This is a genomic window from Mycobacteriales bacterium (assembly GCA_036497565.1).
GTDB lineage: Bacteria > Actinomycetota > Actinomycetes > Mycobacteriales > QHCD01 > DASXJE01.
On the sequence record DASXJE010000105.1, the window covers coordinates 1 to 25,607 of the forward strand.

Consider the following 25,607-nt stretch of genomic DNA (forward strand, 5'->3'; position numbering starts at 1 on the left):
CTTGATGAGCTGGATGAACGCGTCGGCGAGCCACTTGAGCTCCTTGGCGAAGCCCGGGGCGGCCAGCCCGACGACGATGCCCGCGACGATCGCCACCAGCACCCAGAACCACAGCTGCTTGAGGATCCCGCCGCGGTGACCGCTCGGCGGGGGCGTCTCGGGCGGGGCGTCGGCGATCGTCGACATCGGTGTCTCCTCGGGTGGCGCAGGTCTCATCGAGTGCGGTGAGGTTAGGAAGACGTGAACGACGTGGCCCAGACCACGGCCGCGGAACTTGAGGAACCTTTGAGCTGATGAAGGTGCTGCTCGTCGAGGACATGGCCGCGGTACGCGACGCCCTGGCCGCGGTGCTGCGCGCCCAGGGGTGGCGCGTCGCGACCGCTGGGACCGGGGTCGACGCGGTCGCGGCGGTCGGCGACGCCGTCGACCCGCCGGACCTGGTGCTGCTCGATCTCGGCCTGCCCGACCTCGACGGCGTCGAGGTGTGCCGACAGCTGCGCAGCGCGCAGTCGTCGTCCGTCGTCGTCATGCTGACCGCGCGGCAGGACGAGATGGACGTCGTCGTCGGACTCGAGGCGGGCGCCGACGACTACCTGACGAAGCCGTTCCGCTCGACGGAACTGCTCGCCCGGATCCGGGCCCACCTGCGGCGCGGACCGACCATGTCCGCCCTGTCCGACACACTGCTCACCGGCGACCTGCAGATCGACACCGCCGCGCGCCGCTGCACCCTGCACGGCACGGCGATCCCGTTGCGTACCAAGGAGTTCGACCTGCTCGCCCGGCTCGCCTCGGAACCCGGGGTCGCCGTCAGCCGGGAGGCGCTGATGGCCGACGTGTGGGACGCGCACTGGACCGGATCGACCAAGACGCTCGACGTGCACGTCGCGACCCTGCGCCGCAGGCTCGCGACCGCCGCGGAGCAGAACCCGGGCTCGCGCCCACCGACGATTGTGACGCTCCGTGGCTTCGGCTACCGGCTCGACGACCCCGCCGGCCGCTGATCGCGCCGGCCGGCTGACGCCGCGGCGGAAGGTCGGCCTGCGGCACCGGATCGTCCTGCTCGCGGTGACGGCGGCCACGCTGGCCACGACACTGTTCGGCCTTCCGCTGGCGATCGCCGCCGCGCACAACTACCGCAACGACGAACGCCACGAGCTCGAGCGGCTCGCCGACCGCGCCGCGATCACCGTGTCGGCCGACGTCGTCCGCGGCCGGAACCGCCAGGCGCTGCCGCACGGGTCCCGCACGACGCCCGTCGGGTTGTACGACGACGCCGGGCAGCGGACCCGGGGCACCGGGCCGGCCCGCGCGGACGCCGTGGTCCGCAGCGCATTGCGCGGCACCGTCGCCAACGGGCAGGCCGACAGCGAGCTGCTGGTCGCCGTACCGATCAGCGACGGCGGACGTGTCGTCGGCGTGATCCGGGTCGGCACCCCGACCAGCGAGGTCAACCGGCGTACGGCGATCACCTGGCTGCTGATGTTCGGCCTCGGCTGCGTGGCCATCGGACTGACCTGGCTGCTCGCCCGGCGGCAGGCCCGCCGGCTGGCCGCGCCGCTGGAGGACGTCGCCGCGGCCGCCCAGCGGCTCGGCGAGGGCGACTTCAGTGCCCGCGCCGGGGCGACGGCGATCCCCGAGATCGACGCGGTCGCCGGCGCGGTCAACACGACCGCCCAACGCCTCGGGGAACTCGTGGCCCGCGAACGCGCGTTCTCCGCCGACGCCTCGCATCAGCTCCGGACGCCACTCACCGGGCTGCGGCTCGGTCTGGAGACCGCGCTGTCCGGCCCCGACGACGAGTTGCGCCCCGCGATCGGGTCGGCCATCGACGGCGCGGACCGGGTCTCGCGCACCGTCGACGACCTGCTCACGCTGGCCCGCGACACCACGGGCAGCCGCGGGACCGTCGACGTCGCCGCGGTCGTGCAGGAGGTACGCCGGACTGCGACTCCCCTGCTCACCGCCGCCGGCCGCACGATCGAGACGTCGGCCGAGGACGGCGTGGCCGCGGCGCAGGCCTCGCCGGCCGCGATCCGCCAGGTGCTGGCGGTGCTGGTCGACAACGCCGTCCGGCACGGCGCCGGCACCGTGCGGATCACGGTGCGGGACGCGGCGAACGCGGTCGCGGTCGATGTGGGCGACGAAGGCCGCGGGATCACCGGCGACACCGAGGCGATCTTCCTCCGCCGCACCCGTGCCGACTCCGGACACGGCATCGGCCTGGCGCTCGCGCGCACCCTGGCCGAGGCGGAAGGAGGCCGGCTGGAGCTGAGCAATGCGACGCCCCCGCGGTTCACCCTGCTGCTGCGCGCGCACGACACCGCAGGAGACGGCCCGGACGAGGGGTGAGCGGCGAAGCACCGGATGTGACCGCTCGCTGTCCGTTTACCGTGCGCTTACCTTGCCCGAGCGAGCCTGGACAGTGTGATGCAGATACGGCTCTCCCTCGCCGTCGCCGCCGGTGCGTTCGCGGGGAAACTCTCGAGGCTGGCCCGCCGCGGCCGCGGAGTGATCATCAGCGGGCGGGTCACCCTCGCCATCGATCCCGACGCACTGCGCAAGCTCGCCCGCAACCGGCTCGTCGTACTCGTCTCGGGCACCAACGGCAAGACCACGACCTCCCACCTGCTGGCCGCGGCGTTCGCGACCGGCGGACGGGTCGCCGCCAACCGCTCCGGCGCCAACATGCCCGACGGTCTGGTCGCTGCGCTGAGCCGTGACCGGCAGGCGCCGGTCGCCGTACTCGAGGTGGACGAGCCGCACCTGCCGCAGGTCGTCGACGCGGTCGATCCGGCCGCCGTCGTCCTGCTCAACCTGAGCCGGGACCAACTCGACCGGGTCGGTGAGGTGCACCGGCTCGAGGCACGGCTGCGGCGGGCCCTCGCCGGGCCACCGACCACCCTCGTGGTCGCCAATGCCGACGACGTACTCGTCACCTCGGCGGCCTGGGACGCCCCCCGCACGCTGTGGGTCGGGGCCGGCGCGCCCTGGGACCAGGACGGCCGGATCTGCCCGCGCTGCGCCGAACCGGTCCGGTGGTACGACGGCTCGTGGTCGTGCACCTGCGGACTGAGCCGGCCCGTCGCCGGGTGGGCGCTGGACGAGGACAAGGTGCTCACCCCGGACGACCGCCGGCTACCGCTGGACCTGGCGCTCCCCGGTCGTGCCAACCGGGCCAACGCCGTCATGGCCCTGGCCACCGCGTGCGCACTCGGTGTCGATGCGGAGGCCGCGCTCGCGGCGATCGGCGACGTCGCGGAGGTCAACGGCCGCTACCGGACGGTGGACCGGCGTGGGCGTGCGGTGCGGCTGCTCCTGGCGAAGAACCCCGCCGGGTTCGCCGAGACGCTGACCCTGCTCGACGACCTGCCCGGTCCGGTCGTGGTCGCCGTCAACAGCCGGGAGGCCGACGGGCGCGACGTCTCCTGGCTGTGGGACGTGCCGTTCGAACGGCTACGCGGCCGGCACCTGGTCGCCTGCGGCGACCGGGCCGACGAGGTCGCCACCCGGCTGCTCTACGCCGAGGTCGACCATCACACCGTCGCCGATCCGCGGCGCGCACTGGACGGTCTCCGACCCGGCCCGGCGGTCCTGGTCGCGAATTACACGGCGTTCCGGGACGCCGCCCGGGCGCTCGATCGTGCCGCCTGATTCGGCGGTCCGCATCGGGGTGCTCTTCCCCGACATCCTCGGGACCTACGGCGACAACGGAAACGCGGTGGTCCTCGAGCGGCGGCTGCGATGGCGTGGCCTCGCCACGCAGATCGAGCGGATCGGGGTCGACGACCCGGTGCCCGCGGAATGCGATGTCTACGTCATCGGCGGCGGCGAGGACCAGGCCCAGGTGCTCGCGGCCGACAGGTTGCGCAGCAACCCGGCGCTGTCCCGCGCGGTCGACCGCGGCGCGGTCGTGTTGGCGGTGTGCGCCGGGCTGCAGGTCCTCGGCCGGTGGTTCGCCGGCCCCCGGGGTGAACGCTACGAGGGGCTCGGCCTGCTCGACGTGACGACCGTCGCCCGGCGGCGGCGCATCGTCGGCGACATCACCGTGCTCCCCGATCCGGCGCTGCTGCCGGATGCGTTGACCGGCTTCGAGAATCACCAGGGAGCGACGACCCTCGGGCGCGACGCCAGGCCGCTCGGGACGGTCCTCCAGGGCACCGGAAACGGTGCCGGCCGGGCCGTGGACGGTGCGGTGCAGCGCCGGGTGCTCGGCAGCTACCTGCACGGCCCGGTCCTCGCGCGCAACCCCGCGCTCGCCGACCTGCTGCTCGAGTGGGTCACCGGCGCGCCCCTCCCGGCACTTCACGTCCCGGACGGCCGCAAGGCATAGCCGCCGACCGAACTGGACATGCGTGGCCCGGTTCGCAACGCTGGGGCCATGTCGAGCCCCACCCGATACGACCTGTGTCCGTGGCTGTTCTGGAAGTCCGCCACCGAGGAGGAGCAGGCGGCGCAGCTGGAGCTGCAGAACCGGCTGGCCGAGGGTGCCGACGTCAAGCTCGGCGAGCGCGTCTTCATCTCGCCGTACGCCGGGGTCCTCCCCCGCCGGCTCGTCGTCGGCGACGACTCCTACCTCGCCGCGCACACCTACGTCACCGACGAGGTGACGATGGGCGCGCACTCGACGCTCAACCCCTACGCGACCGCCCGGGGCAACGTCCGGGTGGGCGACGGCGTGCGCATCGGCGCGCACTCCTCGCTGCTCGGCTTCAACCACTCCTTCGAGCCGGATCGCCCGGTCTACCAGCAGCCGGTCACCTCCCGCGGCATCGTCGTCGGCGACGACGTCTGGATCGGCTCGCACGCCGTGGTCCTCGACGGCGTCTCGGTCGGGTCGCACGCCGTCATCGGCGCCGGGGCGGTGGTCACCAAGGACGTCCCGGCGTGGGCGGTCGTGGCCGGCAACCCGGCCCGGGTCATCCGCGACCGCCGGATCGCCCGGCGCCCGGCGACCGCCGATCTCACCGGCCGGCTGGAGGCCTTCGCCGAACATGCCCGGTCCGACGTCGGCGCCGTACTGGCCCGCTGCTGGGAGGACGACGGTGCCGACGGCCGCTTCGTCGACCGGCCGGGGGCGGCGCCGACCGTGCGCGCCTGGTGCGACGCCGTCGAGATCGCCGATCTGCTCACCGGCTCGACACCCCCGCAGGCGCCGGCGTCGTCGCTGGTGCCTTTCCTGCAGTCGATGCAGGACCCGGCGACCGGCCTGGTCCCCGAGATCGGCGGCGGCCCGCCCTCGGTCACCGAGGGGCCTGCGCCGTACCACATTCTCGCGGTCGGCTATGCGCTCGACCTGCTCGGCGCGCGGTTCCCGCATCCGATCAGCGCGGTCTCCGACATCGACTCCGACGCACTGGTGGCGCGGCTCGAGCGACTGCCGTGGCACGACACGGTGTGGTCGGCGGGCGGCTGGATCGACTGCTTCGCCACCGGTCTCTACCGCAACCTGGCCGACTTCCAGACCCCCGGCACCATCGACACGCTGCTCGGCTGGCTGCTGCTCAACGCCGACCGGTGGCACGGCATGTGGGGTCGGCCCACCGACCGATTCGGCTGGCAGCAGGTCGTCAACGGGTTCTACCGGCTCACCAGGGGGACGTTCGCGCAGTTCGGGGTGCCGCTCCCCTATCCCGACACGGCGATCGACACGGTGCTGCGCCACGTCCGCGACGAGCGCTACTTCGGCGACCACCGGGGGACGGCGTGCGACGTCCTCGACGTCGTCCACCCGTTGTGGCTCGCCGGCAAGCAGACCGACCACCGGCGCGCGGAGGTGCAGGCCTGGGCCCGGTGTCAGCTCGACCGGGTCCTGACCCGGTGGCAGGACGGCGCCGGCTTCAGCTTCGCTCTCGAGTCCGGCTCGGATCCGGCCCGTACGCCGGGCCTGCAGGGCACCGAGATGTGGCTGGCGATCGTGTGGCTGCTCGCCGACCTGGTCGGGGACAGCGAGGCGCTCGGGTACCGGCCCCGCGGCGTCCACCGCCCGGAACCGGCCCCGAGGCCGCGCTGACCGCGCTCCCCTAGGCGCGGCGCAGCGAGTGCTGGGTCACCTCGCCGCCGTGGATCTCGAGGATCGTGTCGTCACCGCCGACGATGCGGTACCGCCCGGCCTGCAGCGCGGGGAAGAGGGCGGAGTGGACCGTCGCGTCGTTCGGGGTGCGATGCGCCCGGACCACGGTGTGCGTGCGGTGGTCCAGGTCGGTGAGCGGACTGACGTGGATCTCCTCCTCGTCCCGGTCGGCGTCGACGTGCAGCAGCAACGCCCCCGTGTCGCCCCCGATGTCGAGCACCGCGCCGGCCTCGGGACTCTGCTGGATCTCGGTCATGATCGGCCTCCGGTCGGCGGCGGTCAGGACGACGGCGTGCGGAACCCGCTATGGGGTACGCCGAGGTAGGGGAAGTGCGACAGGTAGGGGATGTCGAGGTCGGCCGGGGTGACCCCGTCGTCGACGACCGATGCGGCCCCGTCCGGCGTGAACGACTTGTCGACGAGCGGATACGTCGCACCGGCCAGCGCGCGCAACTCGATCGCGACGACGTCGTCGGCGACCCGGCGGCCGTTCGGGAACCCGGCGAGGTCGCCGCCCAGCAGCCCGTCGATGTTGGGCTTCGCCGCGGGCGGGATCGCCATGTTCAGCCGGAGCAGATCCGCCTGGTGCGTGCCGGTGAAGTTCTGGAACCCGGCGATCAGCCCGGACGGGATCCCGGTGAGCAGGATCGCGAGCAGGTCGGCCCGCGGCTTCTTGCTGGCGTTGAGCTTGGCGAGGTTGGGGAAGACACCCGGATACAGGCCCGGCAGCAGCCCGGAGACCTCGGGATGGGCGACGTACTTGGCGAACTGCGCGTCCTTGTCGGGGGTCACCGCGTTCCACCGGTCCTTGTCGCCGAGCGGCACGATGACCTCGTTGAACAGCGGGTTGCCCAGCCGGGAGACCTGCACGAACGGCCCGAGGTCGACGTTCTCGCCCTGCCCGTTGTGCCGCACGGTGACGCGGTTCCGGCTGGCGGTGGCGTAGACGCCGACCACGGAACGCCGGTCGGCGGGATCGGTCGGTGTCCCCCATCCGGTCAGGTCGCTCTTGGGCACCTGGATCGCGATGCTGTGCACGTTGAGGTTCTTCGTGGCGTTCACGCCCGGCTCGGCGCCGAGCATGGAGCCCACGTGCAGCTGCTGGAACGGCCGCAGGTCGAGCAGGTCGAACACCGAGCCGAGGTCGACGTAGAAGCCTTCCGCGCGCTGCCCGGCGAAGACCTTGATGTGGCCGGCCAGGTTGTGCACGGCCGCCTGCGCCAGGCCGGCGTAGTTCGGCGTCGACAGTGGGCCGATGTTGCAGGGCGGGCAGGCCAGGCCCCGGCCGAGTACGTGCCGGCCGTGCCGGTCCACCCGGGTCAGCGTGTAGAACTGGCGCCGGTTCCAGTTCTTGTCCGACAGCGAGGCGATGGGTCCGACGTTGTAGAGGAACGTCTCCTCGTTGCGGACCTTCGTGTTGAAGCGGAACTGGTAGGAGACGTCGGACTTCCCGTCGCCGTTGTTGTCGACGTTGATGGAGTACAGGACGTCGTCGCCGAACTCGTAGAAGTTCGGACCGCCGGCCGGGCCCTGCAGCCCGATGTAGTTGGCGATGAGGGTGACGGTGTCGGGGTTGTCCGGGCTGACGAACGCGTAGACGTCGGTGTTGTCGGCGACCGGGTCCTTCGAGATTTCCGGTGCTTCACGGTGAGAGGACATGCCTGAACCTCACATGCTGGAAGTGACAAGGGTGCGCGGCGGCAGCCGGGATCAGTGCGGCGCTGCGGCGCGGTCGTGCGGCGGTGCGGTCGGTTCAGTCGGCGATCTCGAGCAGGCGGGCGGCCAGGTCGCGGTCGTGCACGGTGACCTGGTGCTCGCCGGAGAAGACCTCGATCTCACCGGTGCGGGCATTGCGGACGTGCGCGACGACCGGCTCGTGCGCGGACGGCGCGCGTCGGGACGCGGCTGCCGGAGAGGCGTCGATGACGACGCCTGCGGCGGCGACGGCCAGTCCGGCGCCAGCGGCGCCCTTCAGCACCGAACGGCGCGGCACCCCGCCCGAATCGGTGGTGTCGCCGCTCCCGGTGACCGGTCGGGCCTGGTCTGGATGTTCGGGGTGTGCCATCGCGACCTCCTGAGGGGATCGAACGGAATGTACCGATGACGGATGGATCACACCCTGTCTTCGCGCCAACCGCCCGACCGGTTCATGCCGTGCGCGCCGAGTGGCCGAATTTCGTCGATAGTCTGTCGCGGCTGTCGGCGCGGCAGGGTAGACACAGGGGCGTGGATGACAGCCTTGACCTTCGCCCCATCGACGCCGACGAGTTCCCGGCGTTCGGCCACTCGATGTATCAGACGTTCGGCGGTGACCTGCGCGACGACGACCTCGAGGCCGATCGATGGGTCTTCGAGCCCGACCGGAGCCTGGCGACCTTCGCCGACAAGCGGGTCGTCTCGACCGCCGCGATATTCAGCCGCCGGATGACGGTGCCGGGCGGTGAGCTCCCGGTCGCGGCGGTCACCATGGTCTCCGTCTCCCCGACCCACCGCCGGCAGGGCATCCTCCGGTCGATGATGCGCCGCCAGCTGACCGAGCTGCACGACGAGGGTCGCGAGCCGGTGGCCGCCCTGTGGGCGTCGGAGGGCACTATCTACGGGCGGTTCGGCTACGGGCTCGCCGCCCGGCGGGCCCGGTTCACCGGCGACACGCAATCCCTGACCGTGCCCCGCGACGCCGACGACGGCGCCGGCCGGATGCGCATGGTGAGCCTCGACGAGGCCCGGCCGCACCTGGCGTCAATCTACGACGCCGTCCGCACCGGGCAGAACGGCTGGCTGGACCGACCAGGACGCTGGTGGGACCACCGGCTCTACGACCCGAGCCACGCCCGCAGCGGGGCGACCGCGCTCCGCTGCGCGATCTATGAGCAGGCCGAAGGCGCCGTCGCCGGCTACGTCGTCTACCGCATCAAGGAGGAGTGGGGCGACGCCGGCAACCAGAGCGTGGTGCAGGTGCAGGAGCTCACCGCGACCACGCCGCAGGCCTACGCCGCGACCTGGCGGTTCATCCTCGACCTCGACCTGATCCGCCGCGTCGTCAAGCGGATCGTGCCCGTCGACGAGCCCCTGCAGCACATCGTCACCGATCCCAACGCCGTGCAGCTCAGTGTCAGCGCCGGGCTGTGGGTGCGGCTCGTCGACGTCGACCGGGCGCTGTCCGCGCGCCGCTACGCGACCGACGTCGACGTCGTTCTCGACGTCACCGACGACTTCTGCCCCTGGAACAGCGGCCGCCTGCGCCTGTCGGCCGGTCCGCAGGGCGCGGCCTGCACGCCGACCAAGGACGCCCCGGACCTGGAGCTGGCGGCGGTCGACCTCGGTGCCGCCTACCTCGGCGGCACGACCCTGCAGACGCTGGCCGCCGCCGGTCGGGTGCGGGAGCGCCGTCCCGGTGCCCTGCTCGCGGCGTCGCAGGCGTTCGCCGGGGCCCGTGAGCCATGGTGCCCGGAGGTGTTCTGAGGATGGCCGAGGAGCCGACGGCCCGCCGGCGGCTACGCAGCCGCAAGCGCCAGGACACCCCGGCGCCGCACCCGCCCGACGCGACCGCGTCGCCGGAACCGACAGCGTCGCCGGACCCGACAGCGCCGCCGGAACCGGCCGCCTCCCCCGCCCCAGCGGGCCGTCGCGCCCGGCGCGGCGCCGACCGGACCGAGCGTGGGCTGCGCGGGCTGGTGGGTGCCGGCCCGACCCAGCTCGGGGTCACGGCGGCGATGCGGGCCCGCGACGCGAGCCGGCCGACGCCCGCCGACCTCGCCGCTGCCGAACGAGACCTGGTCATCGTGCACCGCAACTACGTCGCTCCGGACGACACCGGACCGGCTCAGCCCGGCCCCCCGGCGAACGGACCGGATCAGACCGGGTCGGGAACCTCGCCCGACCCCTCGTAGTCCTCGACCTGCTCGATCCGCCGCAGGTGGCGCGGCTCGCCGCTGAACGACGTGGCCAGGAAGATCTCGACGTACCGCATGGCGTCCTCGTCCGGCTGCATGCGGGCTCCGATGCTCACGACATGGGCGTCGTTGTGCTCCCGGCCGAGCCGCGCCGTCTCGTCACTCCACGCCAGGATCGCCCGGATGCCGCCCACCTTGTTGGCCGCGATCTGTTCGCCATTGCCCGACCCCCCGATCACGACCCCGAGGCTGCCCGGGTCGGCGATCACCCGGGTGGCGGTCGCCAGGCAGTACGGCGGGTAGTCGTCGCCGTCGCGGTAGGTCGCCGGACCGCAGTCGACCGGGTCATAGCCGAGCTCCGGAAGCCGTTGCAATAGCTGGGACTTCAGGGCGAAGCCGGCATGGTCGGAACCGAGGTAGACGCGCATTGACGAAGTGTCCCAGGAGACGGCGTCACCGTGGGCGACGTGGGGCCTCCGGCACGCCCGGGCGCGTAACGTCGTGATCATGCCGGAGCAGTGGCGGGAGGTCGGGGCCAACGTCTTCGTCCGACGCCATCAGTCCTTCGACGTGAACGTCGGGCTCGTGGTCGGCGACGGCGGCTGCCTGGTGATCGACACCCGGGCGACCCACGGTCAGGCCCGGGAGCTCGTCGAGGCGATCCGCACCATCACCCCCGACCCGTGGACCGTGGTCAACACGCACGGCCACTTCGATCACTGCTTCGGCAACAACGTCTTCCGCCCGGCCGAGATCTGGGCGCACGAGCGGTGCGCCGCCGAGCTGCGCCTGCATGGCGAGCGGCAGCGCCGGCTGCTCCGCCAACGCGCCGAGCAGGACGGCCGGGCCCATCTGGCCGCGGAGCTCACCGAGGTCGTGATCGACCCGGCCGACCGGGTGCTGTCCGAGTTCGCCGATCTGGTCATCGGCGGCCGCCCGGTGGAGCTGCGCTTTCTCGGCCGCGGGCACACCGACCAGGACATCGTCGTCGTCATCCCCGACTCCGACGTGATCTTCACCGGCGATCTGGTCGAGGAGGGCGCACCGCCGGACTTCGACGACTCGTTCCCGCTGAACTGGCCGGCGACGGTCGCGGGCATGCTCCCGCTGGGCCACGCGGTGTTCGTTCCCGGGCACGGTGCGGTGGTCGACCGCGACTACGTCGAGCAGCAGGCGGGCGATCTCGAGCAGAGCGCGATGTTCGCGCGGGCGGCGCACGCCGCGAGCCGGCCGGCCGACGAGGTGTGGGCCGAGCTGCCGTTCCCCGAGGCCGCCGCGCGGACCGCCGTCGCCCGCGCGTACCACCAGCTCGACGATCCGGCGACGACCGCCGCAGAGGGCTGAGCCGACTCGCGGCCTACAGCTGCAGGGACTTGACCTCGCAGAACTCCTGCAGCCCGTAGCGGCCGAGTTCGCGGCCGTTTCCGGACTGCTTGTAGCCGCCGAACGGCGCCAGCGGGTTGAACCGGCCGCCGTTGACGTCGACCTGCCCGGTCCGCATCCGCCGGGCCACCGCGACCGCACGCTCCTGGTCGGCCGACCAGACCGCGCCCGCCAGGCCGTAGTCGGTGTCGTTGGCGATCTCGACGGCCTCGTCCTCGTCGGCGTACGGGAGGATCGACAGCACCGGGCCGAAGATCTCCTCCCGGGCGATCGTGATGTCCCGGCGTACGCCGGCGAAGACGGTCGGCTGCACGAAGTAGCCGCGATCGAACCCCTCCGGCGCCTCGGCTCCGCCGGCGGCCAGCCGGGCGCCGTCGTCGATTCCGCGCGCGACGTAGCCGCGCACCCGCTCGCGTTGGGCCGCCGAGGCCATCGGCCCGATCCGGACCCCGTCGTCGAACGGGTCGCCGACCCGGTAGGAACCGGCCGCGGCGACAGCCAGGTCGACGATCTCGTCGTGCCGGTCGGCCGGCACCAGCATCCTGGTCCACGCCGTACAGGTCTGGCCGCCGTTGAGATAGCAGTTGGCCACACCGACCTTCACGGCCTTGGCCAGGTCGGCGTCGGGCAGGATCACGTTGGCCGACTTGCCGCCGAGTTCGAGGGCGACCCGCTTCACCGTCCCGGCGGCGAGCGCGCTCACCCGGCGCCCGGCCCTGGTCGACCCGGTGAAGGAGACCATGTCGACGCCGGGGTGGGCGGCGAGGCACTCCCCGACGTCGGGTCCGGTGCCGGTGACGATGTTGAGCACGCCGGGTGGCAGGCCGACGGCGTCGGCCAGCTCGGCGAGGTGATAGGACGCGAACGGGGCGACCTCACTCGGCTTGAGTACGACGGTGCAGCCCGCCGCGAGTGCGCCGGCGACCTTGGCCACGGCCTGGTGCAGCGGGTAGTTCCACGGCGTGATTGCGGCGACCACGCCGACCGGCTCGGTGATGACCAGCGAGTTGCCGATGGTCTCCTCGAAGGAGATGCCGGGCAGCAACTCGGCGTACGACGTGAGCACGCTGTGTGGCAGCCCGGTCTGCACCGCCAGCGCCAGCTTGCTGGGCGCCCCCATCTCGGTCGAGATGGTGTGGGCGATCTCCTCCTGCCGCGACTTGAGGGCGTCGGCGAGGTTGCCGAGGTAGGTCGCGCGTTCGCTGGGCTCGGTGCCCGACCAGTCCGGGAAGGCGGCCCGCGCGGCGGCGACGGCCGCGTCGACGTCCGCAGTGGTGGCGGCCGGCACCGAGGCGATCACCGCCTCGGTGGTGGGGTTGATCACCGCGATCGTCTCGCTGGACCCAGAAGCGACCCACCGGCCGCCCACGTACAGCGAATCGGGATGCTGCACCGACACCTCGTGCTCGCCCACCGCTACCTCCAGGCTCGACGTCGTCGTCGGCTCAGCCTAGGACCGCCCCGCCCCCACCCCGCCCCGCCCGACCCCATGATCGTGATCGGAAAAAGCCGCGAAACGCCATACGGATCCGATCACGATCATGGAAGGGGGTCGGGGTCGGGGTCGGGGCTGGGGCTGGTGGTCCGGGGTCGGGTCAGCTGAAGTCGGGCTTCTCCGTGCGGGTGCGCTTGAGCTCCCAGAAGTGCGGGTAGCCGGCCAGCGCCTTCGCGCCGTCCCAGATCCGGCCGGCCTCCTCGCCGCGCGGGATCACCGAGAGCACCGGACCGAAGTAGGCGATGCCCTCGACGTGGATGACCGGGGTCCCGACCTCTTCGCCGACCGGATCCATCCCCTCCTTGTGGGAGCGGCGGATTTCGTCGTCGTACTGCACCGAATCCCAGGCCTCGGCCAGCTCGGCCGGCAGCCCGGCGTCGGCGAGCGCGGCGACCACGGTCTCCTTGGTGCGCTCGGCCTTCTCGTTGTGGAACTTGGTGCCGATGGCGGTGTAGAGCGGCCGGAGCGCGTCCGAGCCGAACTTCTGCTGCGCCGCCATGCAGACCCGTACCGCTCCCCAGGCCTTCTTCAGGCCTTCGCGGTATTCGTCGGACAGGTCCGCGCGATCCTCGTTGAGCACCGCGAGGGACATCACGTGGAAGGTCACGTCGATGTCGCGGACCTTTTCGGCCTCGAGAACCCATCGGGACGTGATCCAGGCCCAGGGGCAGGCCGGGTCGAACCAGAAATCGACCGGGGTGCGCTCACTCACCGCATTCCTCCTTGTTTGAGGACAGCTAACTCTCTCACGCATTAGCACGCCGGGACCGTCCCGCATTCCCGCGGTGCCGCCGGCGACTCCGCGTGACAGACTGCAACGACGACCCATCCGACCGTCCCCCGAACGGTCACCGTGTCCGTCTGAGGGAGTACCCGCTGTGCCCGTGCCCAACCTGACCCGTGTCGACGCCCAGGCCAGGGCTGCGCTGCTCGACGTCTCGTCCTACGAGGTGGAACTCGATCTCACCGACGGGGGCGGGAAGCCCGGGGAGCGGACTTTCCGGTCCCGGACGACGGTGGAGTTCGGCTGCCGCGGGCCTGCCTCGTCGACCTTCATCGACGTGATCGCCGACGGATTCCACGAGGTCACCCTCAACGGTGCGCCGGTCGACGTGTCGGACTACGCCCAGGACCGGGGCATCGCACTGACCGATCTGGCGGGCGACAACACCCTCGTCGTCGACGCCGACCTCCTTTACACCAACACCGGTGAAGGCCTGCACCGCTTCGTCGACCCGGTCGACGGCTCGGTCTACCTCTACACCCAGTTCGAGACCGCGGACGCGAAGCGGATGTATGCCTGCTTCGACCAGCCCGACCTGAAGGCGACCTTCACCCTGACGGTGACGGCGCCGGCGGACTGGAAGGTCGTATCCAACGGGCGCGCCATCAGCACCGAGGAGGCTCCCGGCGGTGCGGACCGGGTGCGGTTCGCGACGACGCCGCGCATTTCGCCGTACATCACCGCGCTTGTAGCCGGGCCCTATCACCAGGCGACCGCCGAGCACGACGGCATCGATCTGGGTATCTACTGCCGCGCCTCGCTGGCCGAGCATCTCGACGTCGACGCGATCGTCGAGGTCACCCGGCAGGGGTTCGACTTCTTCCACCGGGCCTTCGGTTACCGCTACGCCTTCGACAAGTACGACCAGCTTTTCGTCCCGGAGTTCAACGCCGGAGCGATGGAGAACGCCGGCTGCGTCACCTTCCTCGAGGACTACGTCTTCCGGTCCAAGATGACCGACGCGGCCTACGAGCGGCGCGCCGAGACGATCCTGCACGAGATGGCGCACATGTGGTTCGGCGATCTGGTGACCATGCGCTGGTGGGACGATCTGTGGCTCAACGAGTCGTTCGCGACCTACGTGAGCACGCTGTGCCTGGCCGAGGCGACGCGCTGGACGGACGCCTGGACGACGTTCGCCAACCACGAGAAGACGTCGGCCTACCGGCAGGACCAGCTGCCCTCGACCCACCCGATCGCCGCGGACATCCCCGACGTCCAGGCCGTCGAGGTCAACTTCGACCAGATCACCTATGCCAAGGGCGCCAGCGTGCTCAAGCAGCTCGCCGCCTACGTCGGCACCGATTCGTTCCTCAGCGCGATGGCCGACTACTTCCGCGACCACGAATACGCCAACACGACGCTCTCCGATCTGCTTGGTGCGCTGGAGAAGAGCTCCGGGCGGGATCTGTCGCGGTGGTCGGCGCAGTGGCTGGAAACGGCCGGCGTCAACACGATGCACGCCGAGTTCGAGGTCGGCCCGGACGGTCGCTTCACGTCGTTCGACATCGTGCAGAGCGCTCCCGACGACCACCCCGTGCTGCGCGACCACCGGCTCGCGATCGGGCTGTACGACGGCGGGTCGCTGCAGCGGGTGCACCGCGTCGAGCTCGACGTCTCCGGCGAGCGCACCGCGGTGCCCGAGCTGGTCGGGACGGCGCAGCCCGATCTGGTGCTGGTCAATGACGACGACCTGTCCTACTGCAAGATCCGGCTGGACCCGCGGTCGCTGGAGACGGTCACCGACCGCATCGGCGCCCTGACCGACTCGCTCCCCCGGGCGTTGTGCTGGGCGGCCGCGTGGGACATGACCCGCGACGCCGAATTGGCTGCCCGCGACTACCTGCGGCTGGTCCTGCGCGGGATCGATGCCGAGACGAGCATCGGCGTCGTCCAGTCCCTGCACCTGCACGCCCGGGCGACGCTCGGCTCCTACGCCGACCCGGCCTGGGCACCGACCGGCTGGGCGCAGTTGGCCGAGCACGCCCGGGTGGCACTGTTGGCGGCCGAGCCGGGCAGCGACCACCAGCTGGCCTGGGCCCGGCTGCTGGCCGCCGCGGCCCGCAGCGACGAGCACCTGGCGACGGTGCGTGGCCTTCTCGACGGCACGGTCACCGTGCCCGGGCTGAGCGTCGACACCGAGATGCGCTGGGCGTTGCTCGACGGGCTGGTCGCCAACGGCGCGGCCGACGACAGCGACATCGCGGCGGAGTCCGAGCGCGACGCGACCTCCGCCGGTTCGCGGCACGCCGCGACCGCCCGGGCGCTGCGGCCCACCCCCGAGGCGAAGGCCGAGGCGTGGCGCCTGGCGACCGAGGACGACGAGCTGCCCAACGCGATGACCGCGGCGATCATCCGCGGCTTCACCCACCCCGCGCAGGAGGAGCTACTCGAGCCCTACGCCGCGGCGTACTTCGACACGATCGACTCGGTGTGGGAGCGGCGTACCAGCAAGCTCGCGCAGTACGTCGTCATCGGCCTGTTCCCGGCGGCCGTCACGCAGTCCACCGTCGACGCGGCCGACGCCTGGCTGGCGGACGAGACGAAGCCGCCCGCGCTGCGCCGGCTGGTCAGCGAGGGGCGGGACGGCATCGCCCGGTCGCTGCGGGCCCGCGCCCGCGACGCCGCCTCCGCCTGACGCCCGCCCCCTGGGTTAGATGATCAAGAGGGGATTCGTACGGCGTTTCGTGTCGGAATCCCCTCTTGATCATGGGGAGGAGCGGGGAGTCGAGCGGGCGGGTCGGCGCCGAGCTCAGGCGATGTGGCCGGCCTGGTCGGAGAGCATCCGCAGGCCGTTGACGACACCGCCGGTGAGGTCGCCGGTGCCGAAGGCCGCCGTCATCGACAGCACCGCGAGTGCGCACGAGCGGTCCGGCAGCCTGATCGCGGATTCGATGCCGGTGACGATCTCGAGCACCCGCTGGCCCGGGGAGAAGGCGACCAGCACCGACCGCGGGGCGATGCCACCGAGCCGTGCATGCAGCCGCTCCGCGTGACCGCGGGTCGGGATCTCGAGCGTCCCGACGTAGAGCGTGAAGTAGATGCCCGTCTCGCGGCTGGCCATGGTGAGCGCCTCGTCGAGGCGGGCGAGCTGCCGGGGGGTGAACGGCCCAGGCTTTACCGCGTCGGCGTGCGGTTCGCGCACGGCATGGGTCGACACCAGGTCGCTACCAGTCACCGTGCGCACCTCCGCGGGCGGTTCTCTCCGGTACGTCGAGCAGGGCCGCCGGGCCGCGTACGCCGGTGGTTGGGTGCTCGGGCGCCTTGCCGGTGCCGGGTGGCAGCGCGGGCCGGCGGGCAGCGGTGACCTCCGCCAGCGTCTCGCCGTCCTCGAGCAGGTCCTGCATGTCGTAGGGCAACGACTTCGGGTGCGGCGAATACCAGACCGGCTCGAACTGCCATTGCTGGCCGGGCCGGTAGCGGGGCTTGCGCACGGCACCCGGAACGAAGACGGCGATGGCGAACAACGCGAACAGCCCAAGCGGGATGCAGACGTAGACCAGGACGGTCTCGAGGACGCTCACCACGCGAGATTAGCGAACCGGCGGCGTCACCACGTCGCCGGATGCCGGTCCCGCCACGGCCGCATGGCTTCCAGCTGCGCGGCGAGGGAGATCAACGTCGTCTCCTGCGCCGGCCGGCCGCTCAGCATCACGCCGACCGGCAGACCGTCGCCGCTGGTGTAGAGCGGGACGCTGATCGACGGTTGCCCGGTGATGTTGTAGATCGCGGTGAACGGCGTGAAGCGCTTCTGCCGCTCGAAATCCTCGGCCGGGTCACCGGTCTCGGTGAACCAGCCGACCGGGCGTGCACGCATCGCCACCGTCGGGCAGAGCACCGCGTCGTAGCCGGCGGTCGCGATGATCGCGCGCCGGGACGCCGCCTGCAGCGCGCCGAGCGCCTGCACGTAACCGGCACCGCTCACGGCGCCGCCGCGTTCCCGCAGCCAGCGGGTGAGCGGGGTCAGCTCCGACTGCCGGTCGGGGTCGATCGGGATGCCGTGGGTGGCGACCGTCCACAGCACCTCGAACATCGGGATCAGGTCGGGCGGCAGCGGCGGCTCGATGTCCTCGACGTCGTGGCCGGCGTCGGCGAGCAGCGTCGAGGCGTCCTCCCAGGCCGCGCGGCACTCCTGGTCGACCACCGCATCCGGCACCGGCGGTACGGCGAACCGGCCGATCCGCAGGCTGCTGATCGGCCGGGAGGCGTGCCCGAGGAAGGTCTCGCCCGGCCGCAGCGGCGGCGCCCAGTGCGGGTCGCCGGGCATCGGACCGGCCATCGCGTCGAGCAGCGCGGCGGCATCGGCGACGGTACGGGCGATCGGACCGTTCCAGGCCAGTCCGGTGATGTCCCCGCCGACGGGACCGTTGCTCACCCGCCCGCGGGACACCTTGATGCCGACCAGCCCGCACAGGCTGCTCGGGGTGCGGATCGACCCGCCGCCGTCACTGCCCTGCGCCAGCGACGCCAGGCCGGCGGCCACCGCCGCGGCCGCGCCCCCGCTCGACCCGCCGGGTGAGAGGGCGGGATCCCAGGGCAGCCGGGCCGGCGGGGCGACGTCGTTCTCGGAGTAGCAGGACAGCCCGAATTCCGGCGTGTTGGTCTTCCCGAGGCTGATCGTGCCGGCCTGCCGCAGCTTGTCGACGACGTAGTCGTCGATCGGCGGCACGAAGTCGGCGAAGAGCCGGGACCCGAAGGTCGTCCGGATCCCGGCGGTGAGGTTGAGGTCCTTGATCGCCGTCGGTACGCCGTGCAACGGCGGCAGCTCGTCACCCGCCAGTACGGCGCGCTCGGCCTCGCCTGCGCGTTCCCGGGCGGCGTCGGCGGCCACCGTGACGAACGCACCTAGCTCGTCGTTGTGTCGGGCGATCCGCTCGAGGTAGTGCTCGACGAGATCGACCGGGCTGACCTCCCGGCGTCGTACGGCCTCGGCCTGTTCCAGTGCGCTCAGGTCGTGCAGCTCCGTCACGGACCGAACGCTACCGCCCACCGGTGGTGCACGATGGCTCAGTGACCGTCGACCGCGCCCGCGCCGAGCGACTCGATGCGGCCGACCCGCTCGCCGCCTTCCGGGATCAGGTGGTGATCGCCGACCCCGACTTGCTCTATCTCGACGGCAATTCGCTGGGCCGGCTTCCGGTCGGCACCGCCGAGCGGCTCGCCCGGGCGGCGCGGGAGGAGTGGGGCCGCGGCCTGGTCCGGTCGTGGTCGGACTGGGTCGACCTGCCCCGGCGGGTCGGCGACCTGCTCGGCACCCGGCTGCTGCAGGCACGCCCGGGAGAGGTGGTGATCGCCGACTCCACCAGCATCAACCTCTACAAGCTCGCCGCCGCCGCGGTCGACGCCCGCCCGGACCGCCGGGTGATCGTCACCGACGACGACAACTTCCCCACCGACCGCTACGTGCTCGCCGGTCTGGCCCACGAGCGGGGCCTCGACCTACGCCCGGTGCACACCGACGCCGACGACGGGGTCGACCTACCGGCGCTTACCCGGGCGCTCGACGACGACGTCGCGCTGCTCAGCCTGTCGCACGTGTCCTACCGGTCCGGCGCGGTCGCCGACCTCGCCGCCGTGACCCGGCTCGCGCATCGGGCCGGCGCGTTGACACTGTGGGACCTGTCGCACTCCGCCGGGTCGGTGCCGGTCTCCCTCACCGACGCCGAGGTGGACCTGGCGGTCGGCTGCACCTACAAGTACCTCTGCGCCGGACCTGGTGCCCCGGCCTACCTCTACGTGCGCCGCGAGCTGCAGGAGCAGCTCCGGCAACCCATCTGGGGCTGGTTCGGTCAGCGCGACCAGTTCGCGATGGGGCCCGAGTACGACCCGGCGCCGGGCATCGACCGGTTCTGCGTCGGGACGCCGTCGGTGCTGGCGATCTACGCCGTCGAGGAGGGCGTCCGCCTGGTCGCCGACGCGGGCGTCGACGCCCTGTACCGCAAGGGGCAGGCGCTCACCGGCTTTCTCGTCGAGCTGGCGGAGGCGTGGCTGGCACCGCTCGGCTTCCGGGTGGCCTCGCCCCGCGATGACGCCCGCCGCGGCGCGCACCTGACGCTCCACCATCCGGCAGCGTGGCAGATCTGCCAGGCCGCAGCCGACCGCGGCGTCATCGCCGACTACCGGACGCCTGATCGGCTCCGCCTCGGGCCGGCGCCGCTCTACACCCGGTTCGTCGACGGGTACGACGCCCTGGATCGGCTGCGCGAGCTGGTCGCCGCCGGTGCGCACGAGGGCTACCCGGCCGAGCCGGCCCGGGTCACCTAGCGGGCGCGCCGAAGAGTCAGGCGCTGGCCGACTCGCTGAGCGTCAGGTCGAGGTAGGCCTGCCAGCGCGGATCGGGGGTGCGGGCGCCCAGCACCCGCCAGGCCGATCCGGTCGGGGCCCGCGGGGTAGTGCGCAGTCGCCAGCCCAGCTCGGCGATGGCCCGGTCCCCTTTGGTGTGGTTGCACCGGCGGCAGGAGGCGACGACGTTCTCCCAGCTGTGCGACCCGCCGCGGCTCTTGGGCACCACGTGGTCGAGGCTCGTCGCCGGGGCGTCGCAGTAGGCGCACCGGCCGCCGTCCCGGGCGAAGACCGCCTTGCGGGTGAGCGGCACGGTGGCGCGATAGGGGACGCGGACGAAGCGGGTCAGCCGGACCACCGCCGGCAGCGGCACGGCCTGCCGGACGCTGTGCATGACCCCGTCGCCGTCCTCGACGAGGACGGCCTTGGCGGTGAGGACGAGAACGACGGCGCGCCGGGAGGACACGACGCAGAGCGGTTCGTACGTCGCGTTGAGCAGCAACGTGACTGACGTAGGGGTCACCGCGCACCTCCGACCGCACACAGTGAACCCGACCGGGGCCCGGAACGCACGCCCATACCGCTCCCTCACCTGCCGGGCGGCCGAACCGGACCTGGCACCCTAGACGTCGTGACCGCCCAGTACGCCGCTCTCGTCCTGTCCGCGCCGCCGTCCTGCACCCAGCAGAAAGGCACCTTCTGTCATTCCGTGTATGACATTACGGGGCAAGCCTGGCTGGCGAGCTCCGCTCACCTGATCGTCTCGCACGGGTCGCGGATCGTGTTGATCATCGTGGTGGCCCTGATAGCCCGCTATCTGGCGCACCGCGCGATCCGGCGGCTCACCCGCACCACGACCGAGGGCATCGTCCCGGACCGGCTGCGCCCGCTCGCCCAGCGGGCCGCGGGCACCAAGCTGGTGGCCGGGTCGGCCGTGATGTTCGAACGCCGGCGCCAGCGTGCGGCGAGCATCGGCTCGATCCTGCGCAGCGTCGTCTCGATCGTCGTCTTCTCGATCGCCCTGATGCTGGTGCTCGGCGAGTTGGGCGTCGACCTCGCGCCGATCATCGCCAGCGCCGGGATCGTCGGAGTGGCACTCGGCTTCGGGGCGCAGAACCTGGTGAAGGACTTCATCTCGGGGATCTTCATGATCCTGGAGGACCAGTACGGCGTGGGCGACGCCGTCGACGTCGGGTCGGCCTCCGGCACGGTGGAGGAGGTCGGCCTGCGCATCACGCGGCTGCGGGATCTGTACGGAACCGTCTGGTATGTCCGCAATGGCGAGATTCTCCGGGTCGGCAACAAGAGCCAGGGCTACGCCCAGGCGGTGCTCGACGTGCCGGTGCCCAACTCCGTCGACCTCGATCACGCCGCGGCGCTGCTCGGCGAGATCGCCCGCGCGGTCGCCGCGGACGAGGAGTGGAGCCCGGCCATCCTCGACGAGCCGACGGTGCTCGGCGTCGAGGCCCTCGACGCCGACTCCGCGACATTGCGGCTGGTGGTCAAGACCCGCACCGGCGACAAGGACGCCGTCGCCCGGGAGCTGCGCCAGCGGATCAGGGCCCGATTCGACACCGACGGGACCCGGTCGCCGTCCGGCGCGGCTGAGGCCTGAGCCCGACCGACCTGTCCGTTACGCCGGATGCCCGCGGGCAACTCCCCGGTTAGCTGCATCCCCCGGTAGACCAGATGCGTCCCGCGGGGTCAGAATGTGCTCATGCAACGGGGCGATGGCACACCCGCGGGGCGCGCTGCTGCCTCGTCGCCCCGGGTCGCGGTCGATCGGGTGGACGTCCCGCCGCCCGGGCGCACCGATGAAGCGCCGCCGCCGCCGGAGCGCGCCCGGCGTCGTACCACCTACCGGGAGGTCTTCGCCCCCCGGGAGTGGCGCTTCCTCTATGGCGCGTTGGTCTTCTCGCTGCTGGGTGACCAGCTGGCGAAGGTCGCCCTGTCGATCCTGGTCTACGTCCACACTTCGTCGCCGCTGCTGACGGCGGTCACCTACGGCATCTCCTACCTGCCCTGGGTGGTCGGCGGCCCGCTACTGTCCGCCTTCGCCGACCGCTTCCCCCGCCGACGGGTCCTCCTCCTCTGCGACCTGTCCCGGATGGTGCTCGTCGGCCTGATGGCCCTTCCGGGAGTGCCGGTCGCGGCGTTGGTGGCGACCCTCTTCGTCGCGTCGATGTTCACCCCGCCGTTCGAATCGGCGCGGTCCGCGCTCTTCCCCGAGATCCTCGACGGCGACGCCTACGTCGTCGGCAACGCCGTGACCACGACCACCTATCAGGTGGGCCAGCTGGTCGGCTTCATCGCCGGCGGCGCCCTCGTCGCAGCACTCACCGCCCGGGGTGCGCTCGCGGTCGACGCACTGTCGTTCCTGTTCTCCGCGGGGCTGATCTGGCTGGGCGTGCGGGCCCGCCCGGCCCCGGAGCGCAGCGACACGAAGCCGCCGTCGGTGTGGCGGGAGACCGCCGCGGGTGCACGGCTGGTCTTCACCAACCGCCGGTTGCGCTCCATCGTCCTGATCGTGTGGGCGGCGTCGGCGTTCGCCTACGCCTGGGAAGGCCTGGCCGCCCCGTGGGCTCACCAGTTCGGCGGCGGGGCGCGGACCGTCGGCCTGCTGCTCGGCATCAACCCGCTCGGCGTGATCGTGGGCAGCATCGTCATCGGCCGGTTCTGCTCGCCGGAGACCCGGTCCCGCCTGACCCTGCCGCTGGCTCTCGCCGCGCCGCTCCTGCTGGTGGCGGTACTGCCGATCCGACATCTGGCGCTGGTGCTGGTCGTCCTCGCCGCGTCCGGTTTCGCCTCGTCGTTCAACATCGCGCTCAACGCCACCTTCGTACGGGCGGTCGCTCCGGAGTTCCGGGCGCGGGCATTCGGGCTCGCCCAGGGCGGCCTGATGGCCTCCCAGGGCATCGCGGTGCTGGCCGCGGGGATCGTCGCCGACTGGACCACCCCCAGCGCGTCGATCGCCGTGTTCGGACTGGCCGGTGCCTGCATCGTCGGAGCGCTCGCGCTGCGCTGGCCGCGCGACGCGGAGGTTTGAGGCGCTGGCAGGATCGGGGCATGGCAGATGACCGGCCGGCCGGGCGCACCGACGACGAGTTGAGCTTCTACGACGCGGTCGGCGGTGAGCCGACGTTCACGGCGCTGGTGGCCCGGTTCTACGCCGGCGTCGCCGAGGATCCGATCCTGCGGCCGCTCTATCCGGATGAGGACCTCACGGCCGCCGAGGTGCATCTGCGGATGTTCCTCATCCAGTACTGGGGTGGCCCGCGCACCTACCAGGAGCAGCGCGGGCACCCGCGACTGCGCATGCGGCACGCGCCGTTCGTCATCGGCGAGCGCGAGCGACTGGCCTGGCTCGCCCACATGCGGGCGGCGCTGGACTCCCTGAACCTCGAACCGGCGTACGCCGATGCCCTGTGGCGCTACCTCGAAGGGGCGGCGCTGAGCCTGCAGAACAGCATGACCTGACCGCTCAGGCGGCCGGCTCGACGTACGCCTCGAGGAATGTGCGCTCGTCCGGACTGAGCCTGCGTACCCGCGCCGCCGACGTGTCGTAGGGCACGCACAACGACCGCGCGGCGACGATCAGCAGATCGTCGTCGTAGATCTCGTAGTCGACCGTGAACGACGCCCCGGCCAGCGCGCTGCACCACAGGTCGATGCGCAGCGGGTCGGGCTTGTAGACGACCGGCCGGCGGTAGTCGATCTCATGCCGGGCGACGACCACGCCCTGGGCGATCGTGGGCACGCCGGCGGCCCCGGCCCGGTCGAAGAACAGGTCGATCCGCGCCTGCTCGAGGTAGGTGACCAGCGCCGCGTTGTTGACGTGGCCCTGGGCATCCATGTCCGCCCACCGCATCGGGCAGAGGTAGCGGTGCCGGGCCATCGTCAGTCGCGGGTGAGCTTGCGGTAGGTCGCCCGGTGCGGGCGGGCCGCCTCGGGACCGAGCCGGCTCACCTTGTTGGCCTCGTAGTCGGCGAAGTTGCCCTCGAACCAGAACCACTTCGAGTCGCCCTCGTAGGCGAGGATGTGCGTCGCCACGCGGTCGAGGAACCACCGGTCGTGCGCCGTGATCACCGCGCAGCCGGGAAAGTCCAGCAGCGCATTCTCCAGCGACGACAGGGTGTCGACGTCGAGGTCGTTGGTCGGCTCGTCCAGCAGCAGCAGGTTGCCGCCCTGCTTGAGGGTCATGGCGAGGTTCAGCCGGTTGCGTTCTCCCCCGGAGAGGATCCCGGCCGGCTTCTGCTGGTCCGGGCCCTTGAAGCCGAACGCGCTGACGTAGGCGCGGCTCGGCATCTCGACGCTGCCTACCTTGATGAAGTCGAGTCCGTCGGAGACGACCTCCCAGACGTTCTTCTTCGGGTCGATCCCGGAACGGTTCTGGTCGACGTAGGAGAGCCGGACCGTCTCCCCCAACCGGATCTCGCCCTCGTCGGGCTTCTCCTCACCGACGATCATCTTGAAAAGGGTGGTCTTGCCGGCGCCGTTGGGTCCGATGACGCCGACGATTCCGCCCCGCGGCAGGTCGAAGGACAGGTCGTCGATCAGCACCCGGTCGTCGAATCCCTTGACCAGGCCGGAGGACTCGACGACCTTCGTGCCCAGGCGCGGTCCGGCCGGGATCTGGATCTCGTCGAAGTCGAGCTTGCGGGACTTCTCCGCCTCGGCGGCCATCTCCTCGTAGCGGTTCAACCGCGACCGGCTCTTGGTCTGCCGGCCGCGGGCATTCTGCCGCACCCATTCGAGCTCGTCGGCCAGCCGCTTCGCCCGCTTGGCGTCCTTCTGGCCCTCGACCTTGAGCCGGGCCGCCTTGGTCTCGAGGTAGGTCGAGTAGTTGCCCTCGTAGGGGTAGAGCCGTCCGCGGTCGACCTCGAGGATCCACTGCGCGACGTTGTCGAGGAAGTACCGGTCGTGGGTCACGGCGAGGACGGCGCCGGCGTACTTCGCGAGGTGCTGCTCCAGCCACTGCACACTCTCGGCGTCGAGGTGGTTGGTGGGCTCGTCGAGCAGCAGCAGGTCGGGCTGCTGCAGCAGCAGCCGGCACAGCGCGACCCGGCGCCGCTCACCGCCGGAGAGCACCGACACGTCGGCATCGCCCGGCGGGCAGCGCAACGCGTCCATGGCCTGCTCGATCTGGCTGTCGAGCTCCCACCCGTTGACGTGTTCGATCTTGTCCATGAGCTCGCCCTGCTCGCCGAGCAGCGCATCCATGTCGGCGTCCGGGTCGCCCATTTGCGCGCTGACGTCTTCGAACCGGCGGAGCAGGCCGCGGGTCTCGGCGACCCCCTCCTCGACATTGCCCCGGACATCGACGCTCTCGTCCAGGGCCGGCTCCTGCTCGAGGATGCCGACGGAGTAGCCAGGGGTGAGCAGCGCATCGCCGTTCGACGGGTGGTCGAGCCCAGCCATGATCTTCAGGACGCTCGACTTCCCGGCGCCGTTTGGCCCGACCACGCCGATCTTCGCCCCGGGCAGGAACGCCAGCGTCACGTCGTCCAAGATCAACTTGTCGCCGTGCGTCTTGCGCACCTTGCGCATCGAGTAGATGAACTGTGCCACGGGTGAATGCCTCCGAGAGAAAGTCGCTGGTGAGTCCAGTGTGTCAACAACGCGGCGCCGAGCGAAAATCCCGGGCCCCGACGACGCTTCGGGGCCGCGTGCTCACGCCGCGTACCAGCCTGTCCGACC

The 25,607-nt window shown here is 71.8% G+C and carries 26 protein-coding genes; 13 read left to right on the forward strand and 13 right to left on the reverse strand.

What is annotated here, in order from left to right:
* On the reverse strand, window positions 1–186 hold a 186-nt coding region (locus VGH85_09000), incomplete at its 3' end, for a C4-dicarboxylate transporter DctA (GenBank protein ID HEY2173932.1).
* A gap of 107 nt (window positions 187–293) precedes the next feature.
* Between VGH85_09000 and VGH85_09005 the strand changes: the two genes are divergently transcribed.
* The 5 genes from VGH85_09005 to VGH85_09025 all read left to right on the forward strand — a co-directional run bounded on the left by VGH85_09005 (window position 294) and on the right by VGH85_09025 (window position 6,013).
* A complete protein-coding gene (locus VGH85_09005; GenBank protein HEY2173933.1) occupies window positions 294–1,004 on the forward strand; it encodes a response regulator transcription factor in 711 nt (236 codons plus the stop codon).
* A complete protein-coding gene (locus VGH85_09010; GenBank protein ID HEY2173934.1) occupies window positions 964–2,352 on the forward strand; it encodes a HAMP domain-containing sensor histidine kinase in 1,389 nt (462 codons plus the stop codon). Before VGH85_09005 ends, VGH85_09010 begins: the two co-directional genes overlap by 41 nt.
* Before the next feature lie 78 nt (window positions 2,353–2,430).
* Window positions 2,431–3,654, forward strand: coding sequence for a MurT ligase domain-containing protein (locus VGH85_09015; protein ID HEY2173935.1), 1,224 nt, complete (start codon window positions 2,431–2,433; stop codon window positions 3,652–3,654).
* Entirely contained in the window at window positions 3,644–4,333 is a 690-nt protein-coding gene (locus VGH85_09020; protein HEY2173936.1) for a glutamine amidotransferase, read from the forward strand. The genes VGH85_09015 and VGH85_09020 overlap by 11 nt, the downstream gene beginning before the upstream one ends.
* Before the next feature lie 48 nt (window positions 4,334–4,381).
* Entirely contained in the window at window positions 4,382–6,013 is a 1,632-nt protein-coding gene (locus VGH85_09025; GenBank protein ID HEY2173937.1) for an acyltransferase, read from the forward strand.
* A 10-nt stretch (window positions 6,014–6,023) separates the two neighbouring features.
* On the opposite strand, the gene VGH85_09030 is transcribed toward VGH85_09025, so the two are convergent.
* The 3 genes from VGH85_09030 to VGH85_09040 form a co-directional block, all read right to left on the reverse strand.
* Window positions 6,024–6,329, reverse strand: coding sequence for a hypothetical protein (locus VGH85_09030; protein HEY2173938.1), 306 nt, complete (start codon window positions 6,327–6,329; stop codon window positions 6,024–6,026).
* A 23-nt stretch (window positions 6,330–6,352) separates the two neighbouring features.
* Complete coding sequence (locus VGH85_09035) at window positions 6,353–7,732, reverse strand: DUF4331 domain-containing protein (protein HEY2173939.1); 1,380 nt, start codon at window positions 7,730–7,732, stop codon at window positions 6,353–6,355.
* 94 nt (window positions 7,733–7,826) lie between these two features.
* On the reverse strand, window positions 7,827–8,138 hold the full coding sequence (locus tag VGH85_09040; protein ID HEY2173940.1) for a hypothetical protein: 312 nt from the start codon (window positions 8,136–8,138) through the stop codon (window positions 7,827–7,829).
* A 161-nt stretch (window positions 8,139–8,299) separates the two neighbouring features.
* Here VGH85_09040 and VGH85_09045 point away from each other — a divergent pair, with 161 nt between their 5' ends.
* Window positions 8,300–9,535: a GNAT family N-acetyltransferase gene (locus VGH85_09045; GenBank protein ID HEY2173941.1), complete on the forward strand. Its 1,236-nt coding sequence runs from the start codon at window positions 8,300–8,302 to the stop codon at window positions 9,533–9,535.
* A 2-nt stretch (window positions 9,536–9,537) separates the two neighbouring features.
* The gene (locus VGH85_09050) at window positions 9,538–9,963 is read left to right on the forward strand and encodes a hypothetical protein (GenBank protein HEY2173942.1); all 426 of its coding nucleotides are present in this window, start codon (window positions 9,538–9,540) and stop codon (window positions 9,961–9,963) included.
* Here the strand turns inward: VGH85_09050 and VGH85_09055 are convergent.
* Window positions 9,927–10,394, reverse strand: coding sequence for a ribose-5-phosphate isomerase (locus tag VGH85_09055; GenBank protein ID HEY2173943.1), 468 nt, complete (start codon window positions 10,392–10,394; stop codon window positions 9,927–9,929). The genes VGH85_09050 and VGH85_09055 overlap by 37 nt on opposite strands.
* A 79-nt stretch (window positions 10,395–10,473) precedes the next feature.
* On the opposite strand from VGH85_09055, the gene VGH85_09060 reads away from it, so the two are divergent.
* Window positions 10,474–11,310 carry an MBL fold metallo-hydrolase gene (locus tag VGH85_09060; GenBank protein ID HEY2173944.1) on the forward strand — a complete coding sequence of 279 codons (837 nt, stop codon included), beginning with the start codon at window positions 10,474–10,476 and terminating at the stop codon, window positions 11,308–11,310.
* A 13-nt stretch (window positions 11,311–11,323) separates the two neighbouring features.
* On the opposite strand, the gene VGH85_09065 is transcribed toward VGH85_09060, so the two are convergent.
* Together VGH85_09065 and VGH85_09070 are read right to left on the reverse strand one after the other, a co-directional pair.
* Window positions 11,324–12,763: an aldehyde dehydrogenase family protein gene (locus VGH85_09065; GenBank protein HEY2173945.1), complete on the reverse strand. Its 1,440-nt coding sequence runs from the start codon at window positions 12,761–12,763 to the stop codon at window positions 11,324–11,326.
* Window positions 12,764–12,944: 181 nt separating this feature from the next.
* A complete protein-coding gene (locus VGH85_09070; protein ID HEY2173946.1) occupies window positions 12,945–13,556 on the reverse strand; it encodes a DsbA family protein in 612 nt (203 codons plus the stop codon).
* 166 nt (window positions 13,557–13,722) lie between these two features.
* Between VGH85_09070 and pepN the strand changes: the two genes are divergently transcribed.
* The gene (pepN, locus tag VGH85_09075) at window positions 13,723–16,266 is read left to right on the forward strand and encodes an aminopeptidase N (GenBank protein ID HEY2173947.1); all 2,544 of its coding nucleotides are present in this window, start codon (window positions 13,723–13,725) and stop codon (window positions 16,264–16,266) included.
* A gap of 114 nt (window positions 16,267–16,380) precedes the next feature.
* Here pepN and VGH85_09080 read toward each other — a convergent pair whose 3' ends face one another.
* Genes VGH85_09080 through VGH85_09090 form a run of 3 tightly spaced genes read right to left on the reverse strand, consistent with a single transcriptional unit; the run spans window position 16,381 to window position 18,597 of the window.
* Window positions 16,381–16,806: a DUF5130 family protein gene (locus VGH85_09080; protein HEY2173948.1), complete on the reverse strand. Its 426-nt coding sequence runs from the start codon at window positions 16,804–16,806 to the stop codon at window positions 16,381–16,383.
* Window positions 16,796–17,152: a hypothetical protein gene (locus VGH85_09085; protein HEY2173949.1), complete on the reverse strand. Its 357-nt coding sequence runs from the start codon at window positions 17,150–17,152 to the stop codon at window positions 16,796–16,798. The genes VGH85_09080 and VGH85_09085 overlap by 11 nt, the downstream gene beginning before the upstream one ends.
* Before the next feature lie 26 nt (window positions 17,153–17,178).
* Window positions 17,179–18,597 carry an amidase gene (locus VGH85_09090; protein HEY2173950.1) on the reverse strand — a complete coding sequence of 473 codons (1,419 nt, stop codon included), beginning with the start codon at window positions 18,595–18,597 and terminating at the stop codon, window positions 17,179–17,181.
* Between the two features lie 41 nt (window positions 18,598–18,638).
* Here VGH85_09090 and kynU point away from each other — a divergent pair, with 41 nt between their 5' ends.
* A complete protein-coding gene (gene kynU, locus VGH85_09095; protein HEY2173951.1) occupies window positions 18,639–19,892 on the forward strand; it encodes a kynureninase in 1,254 nt (417 codons plus the stop codon).
* Between the two features lie 16 nt (window positions 19,893–19,908).
* Here kynU and VGH85_09100 read toward each other — a convergent pair whose 3' ends face one another.
* Complete coding sequence (locus tag VGH85_09100) at window positions 19,909–20,433, reverse strand: HNH endonuclease (GenBank protein ID HEY2173952.1); 525 nt, start codon at window positions 20,431–20,433, stop codon at window positions 19,909–19,911.
* A gap of 108 nt (window positions 20,434–20,541) precedes the next feature.
* Here VGH85_09100 and VGH85_09105 point away from each other — a divergent pair, with 108 nt between their 5' ends.
* The 3 genes from VGH85_09105 (at window position 20,542) to VGH85_09115 (ending at window position 23,387) form a co-directional block, all read left to right on the forward strand.
* A complete protein-coding gene (locus VGH85_09105) occupies window positions 20,542–21,525 on the forward strand; it encodes a mechanosensitive ion channel family protein (GenBank protein HEY2173953.1) in 984 nt (327 codons plus the stop codon).
* Window positions 21,526–21,627: 102 nt separating this feature from the next.
* The gene (locus tag VGH85_09110) at window positions 21,628–22,956 is read left to right on the forward strand and encodes an MFS transporter (protein ID HEY2173954.1); all 1,329 of its coding nucleotides are present in this window, start codon (window positions 21,628–21,630) and stop codon (window positions 22,954–22,956) included.
* A 20-nt stretch (window positions 22,957–22,976) separates the two neighbouring features.
* Entirely contained in the window at window positions 22,977–23,387 is a 411-nt protein-coding gene (locus VGH85_09115; GenBank protein HEY2173955.1) for a globin, read from the forward strand.
* A 4-nt stretch (window positions 23,388–23,391) separates the two neighbouring features.
* On the opposite strand, the gene VGH85_09120 is transcribed toward VGH85_09115, so the two are convergent.
* Together VGH85_09120 and ettA are read right to left on the reverse strand one after the other, a co-directional pair.
* Window positions 23,392–23,805, reverse strand: coding sequence for a thioesterase family protein (locus tag VGH85_09120; GenBank protein HEY2173956.1), 414 nt, complete (start codon window positions 23,803–23,805; stop codon window positions 23,392–23,394).
* Between the two features lie 2 nt (window positions 23,806–23,807).
* Window positions 23,808–25,478, reverse strand: a complete 1,671-nt coding sequence (gene ettA, locus VGH85_09125; GenBank protein ID HEY2173957.1) for an energy-dependent translational throttle protein EttA — start codon at window positions 25,476–25,478, stop codon at window positions 23,808–23,810.
* Window positions 25,479–25,607 lie beyond the last annotated feature (129 nt).

What these genes read in the sequence shown, in the direction of transcription:
- VGH85_09015 (HEY2173935.1), top strand. Translation starts at nt 2,431, where the DNA reads ATGCAGATACGGCTCTCCCTCGCCGTCGCCGCCGGTGCGTTCGCGGGG.
- VGH85_09025 (HEY2173937.1), top strand. Translation starts at nt 4,382, where the DNA reads ATGTCGAGCCCCACCCGATACGACCTGTGTCCGTGGCTGTTCTGGAAG.
- VGH85_09055 (HEY2173943.1), bottom strand. Translation starts at nt 10,394, where the DNA reads ATGCGCGTCTACCTCGGTTCCGACCATGCCGGCTTCGCCCTGAAGTCC.
- VGH85_09005 (HEY2173933.1), top strand. Translation starts at nt 294, where the DNA reads ATGAAGGTGCTGCTCGTCGAGGACATGGCCGCGGTACGCGACGCCCTG.
- VGH85_09030 (HEY2173938.1), bottom strand. Translation starts at nt 6,329, where the DNA reads ATGACCGAGATCCAGCAGAGTCCCGAGGCCGGCGCGGTGCTCGACATC.
- VGH85_09110 (HEY2173954.1), top strand. Translation starts at nt 21,628, where the DNA reads ATGCAACGGGGCGATGGCACACCCGCGGGGCGCGCTGCTGCCTCGTCG.
- VGH85_09120 (HEY2173956.1), bottom strand. Translation starts at nt 23,805, where the DNA reads ATGGCCCGGCACCGCTACCTCTGCCCGATGCGGTGGGCGGACATGGAT.
- VGH85_09060 (HEY2173944.1), top strand. Translation starts at nt 10,474, where the DNA reads ATGCCGGAGCAGTGGCGGGAGGTCGGGGCCAACGTCTTCGTCCGACGC.
- VGH85_09050 (HEY2173942.1), top strand. Translation starts at nt 9,538, where the DNA reads ATGGCCGAGGAGCCGACGGCCCGCCGGCGGCTACGCAGCCGCAAGCGC.
- VGH85_09035 (HEY2173939.1), bottom strand. Translation starts at nt 7,732, where the DNA reads ATGTCCTCTCACCGTGAAGCACCGGAAATCTCGAAGGACCCGGTCGCC.
- VGH85_09040 (HEY2173940.1), bottom strand. Translation starts at nt 8,138, where the DNA reads ATGGCACACCCCGAACATCCAGACCAGGCCCGACCGGTCACCGGGAGC.
- VGH85_09115 (HEY2173955.1), top strand. Translation starts at nt 22,977, where the DNA reads ATGGCAGATGACCGGCCGGCCGGGCGCACCGACGACGAGTTGAGCTTC.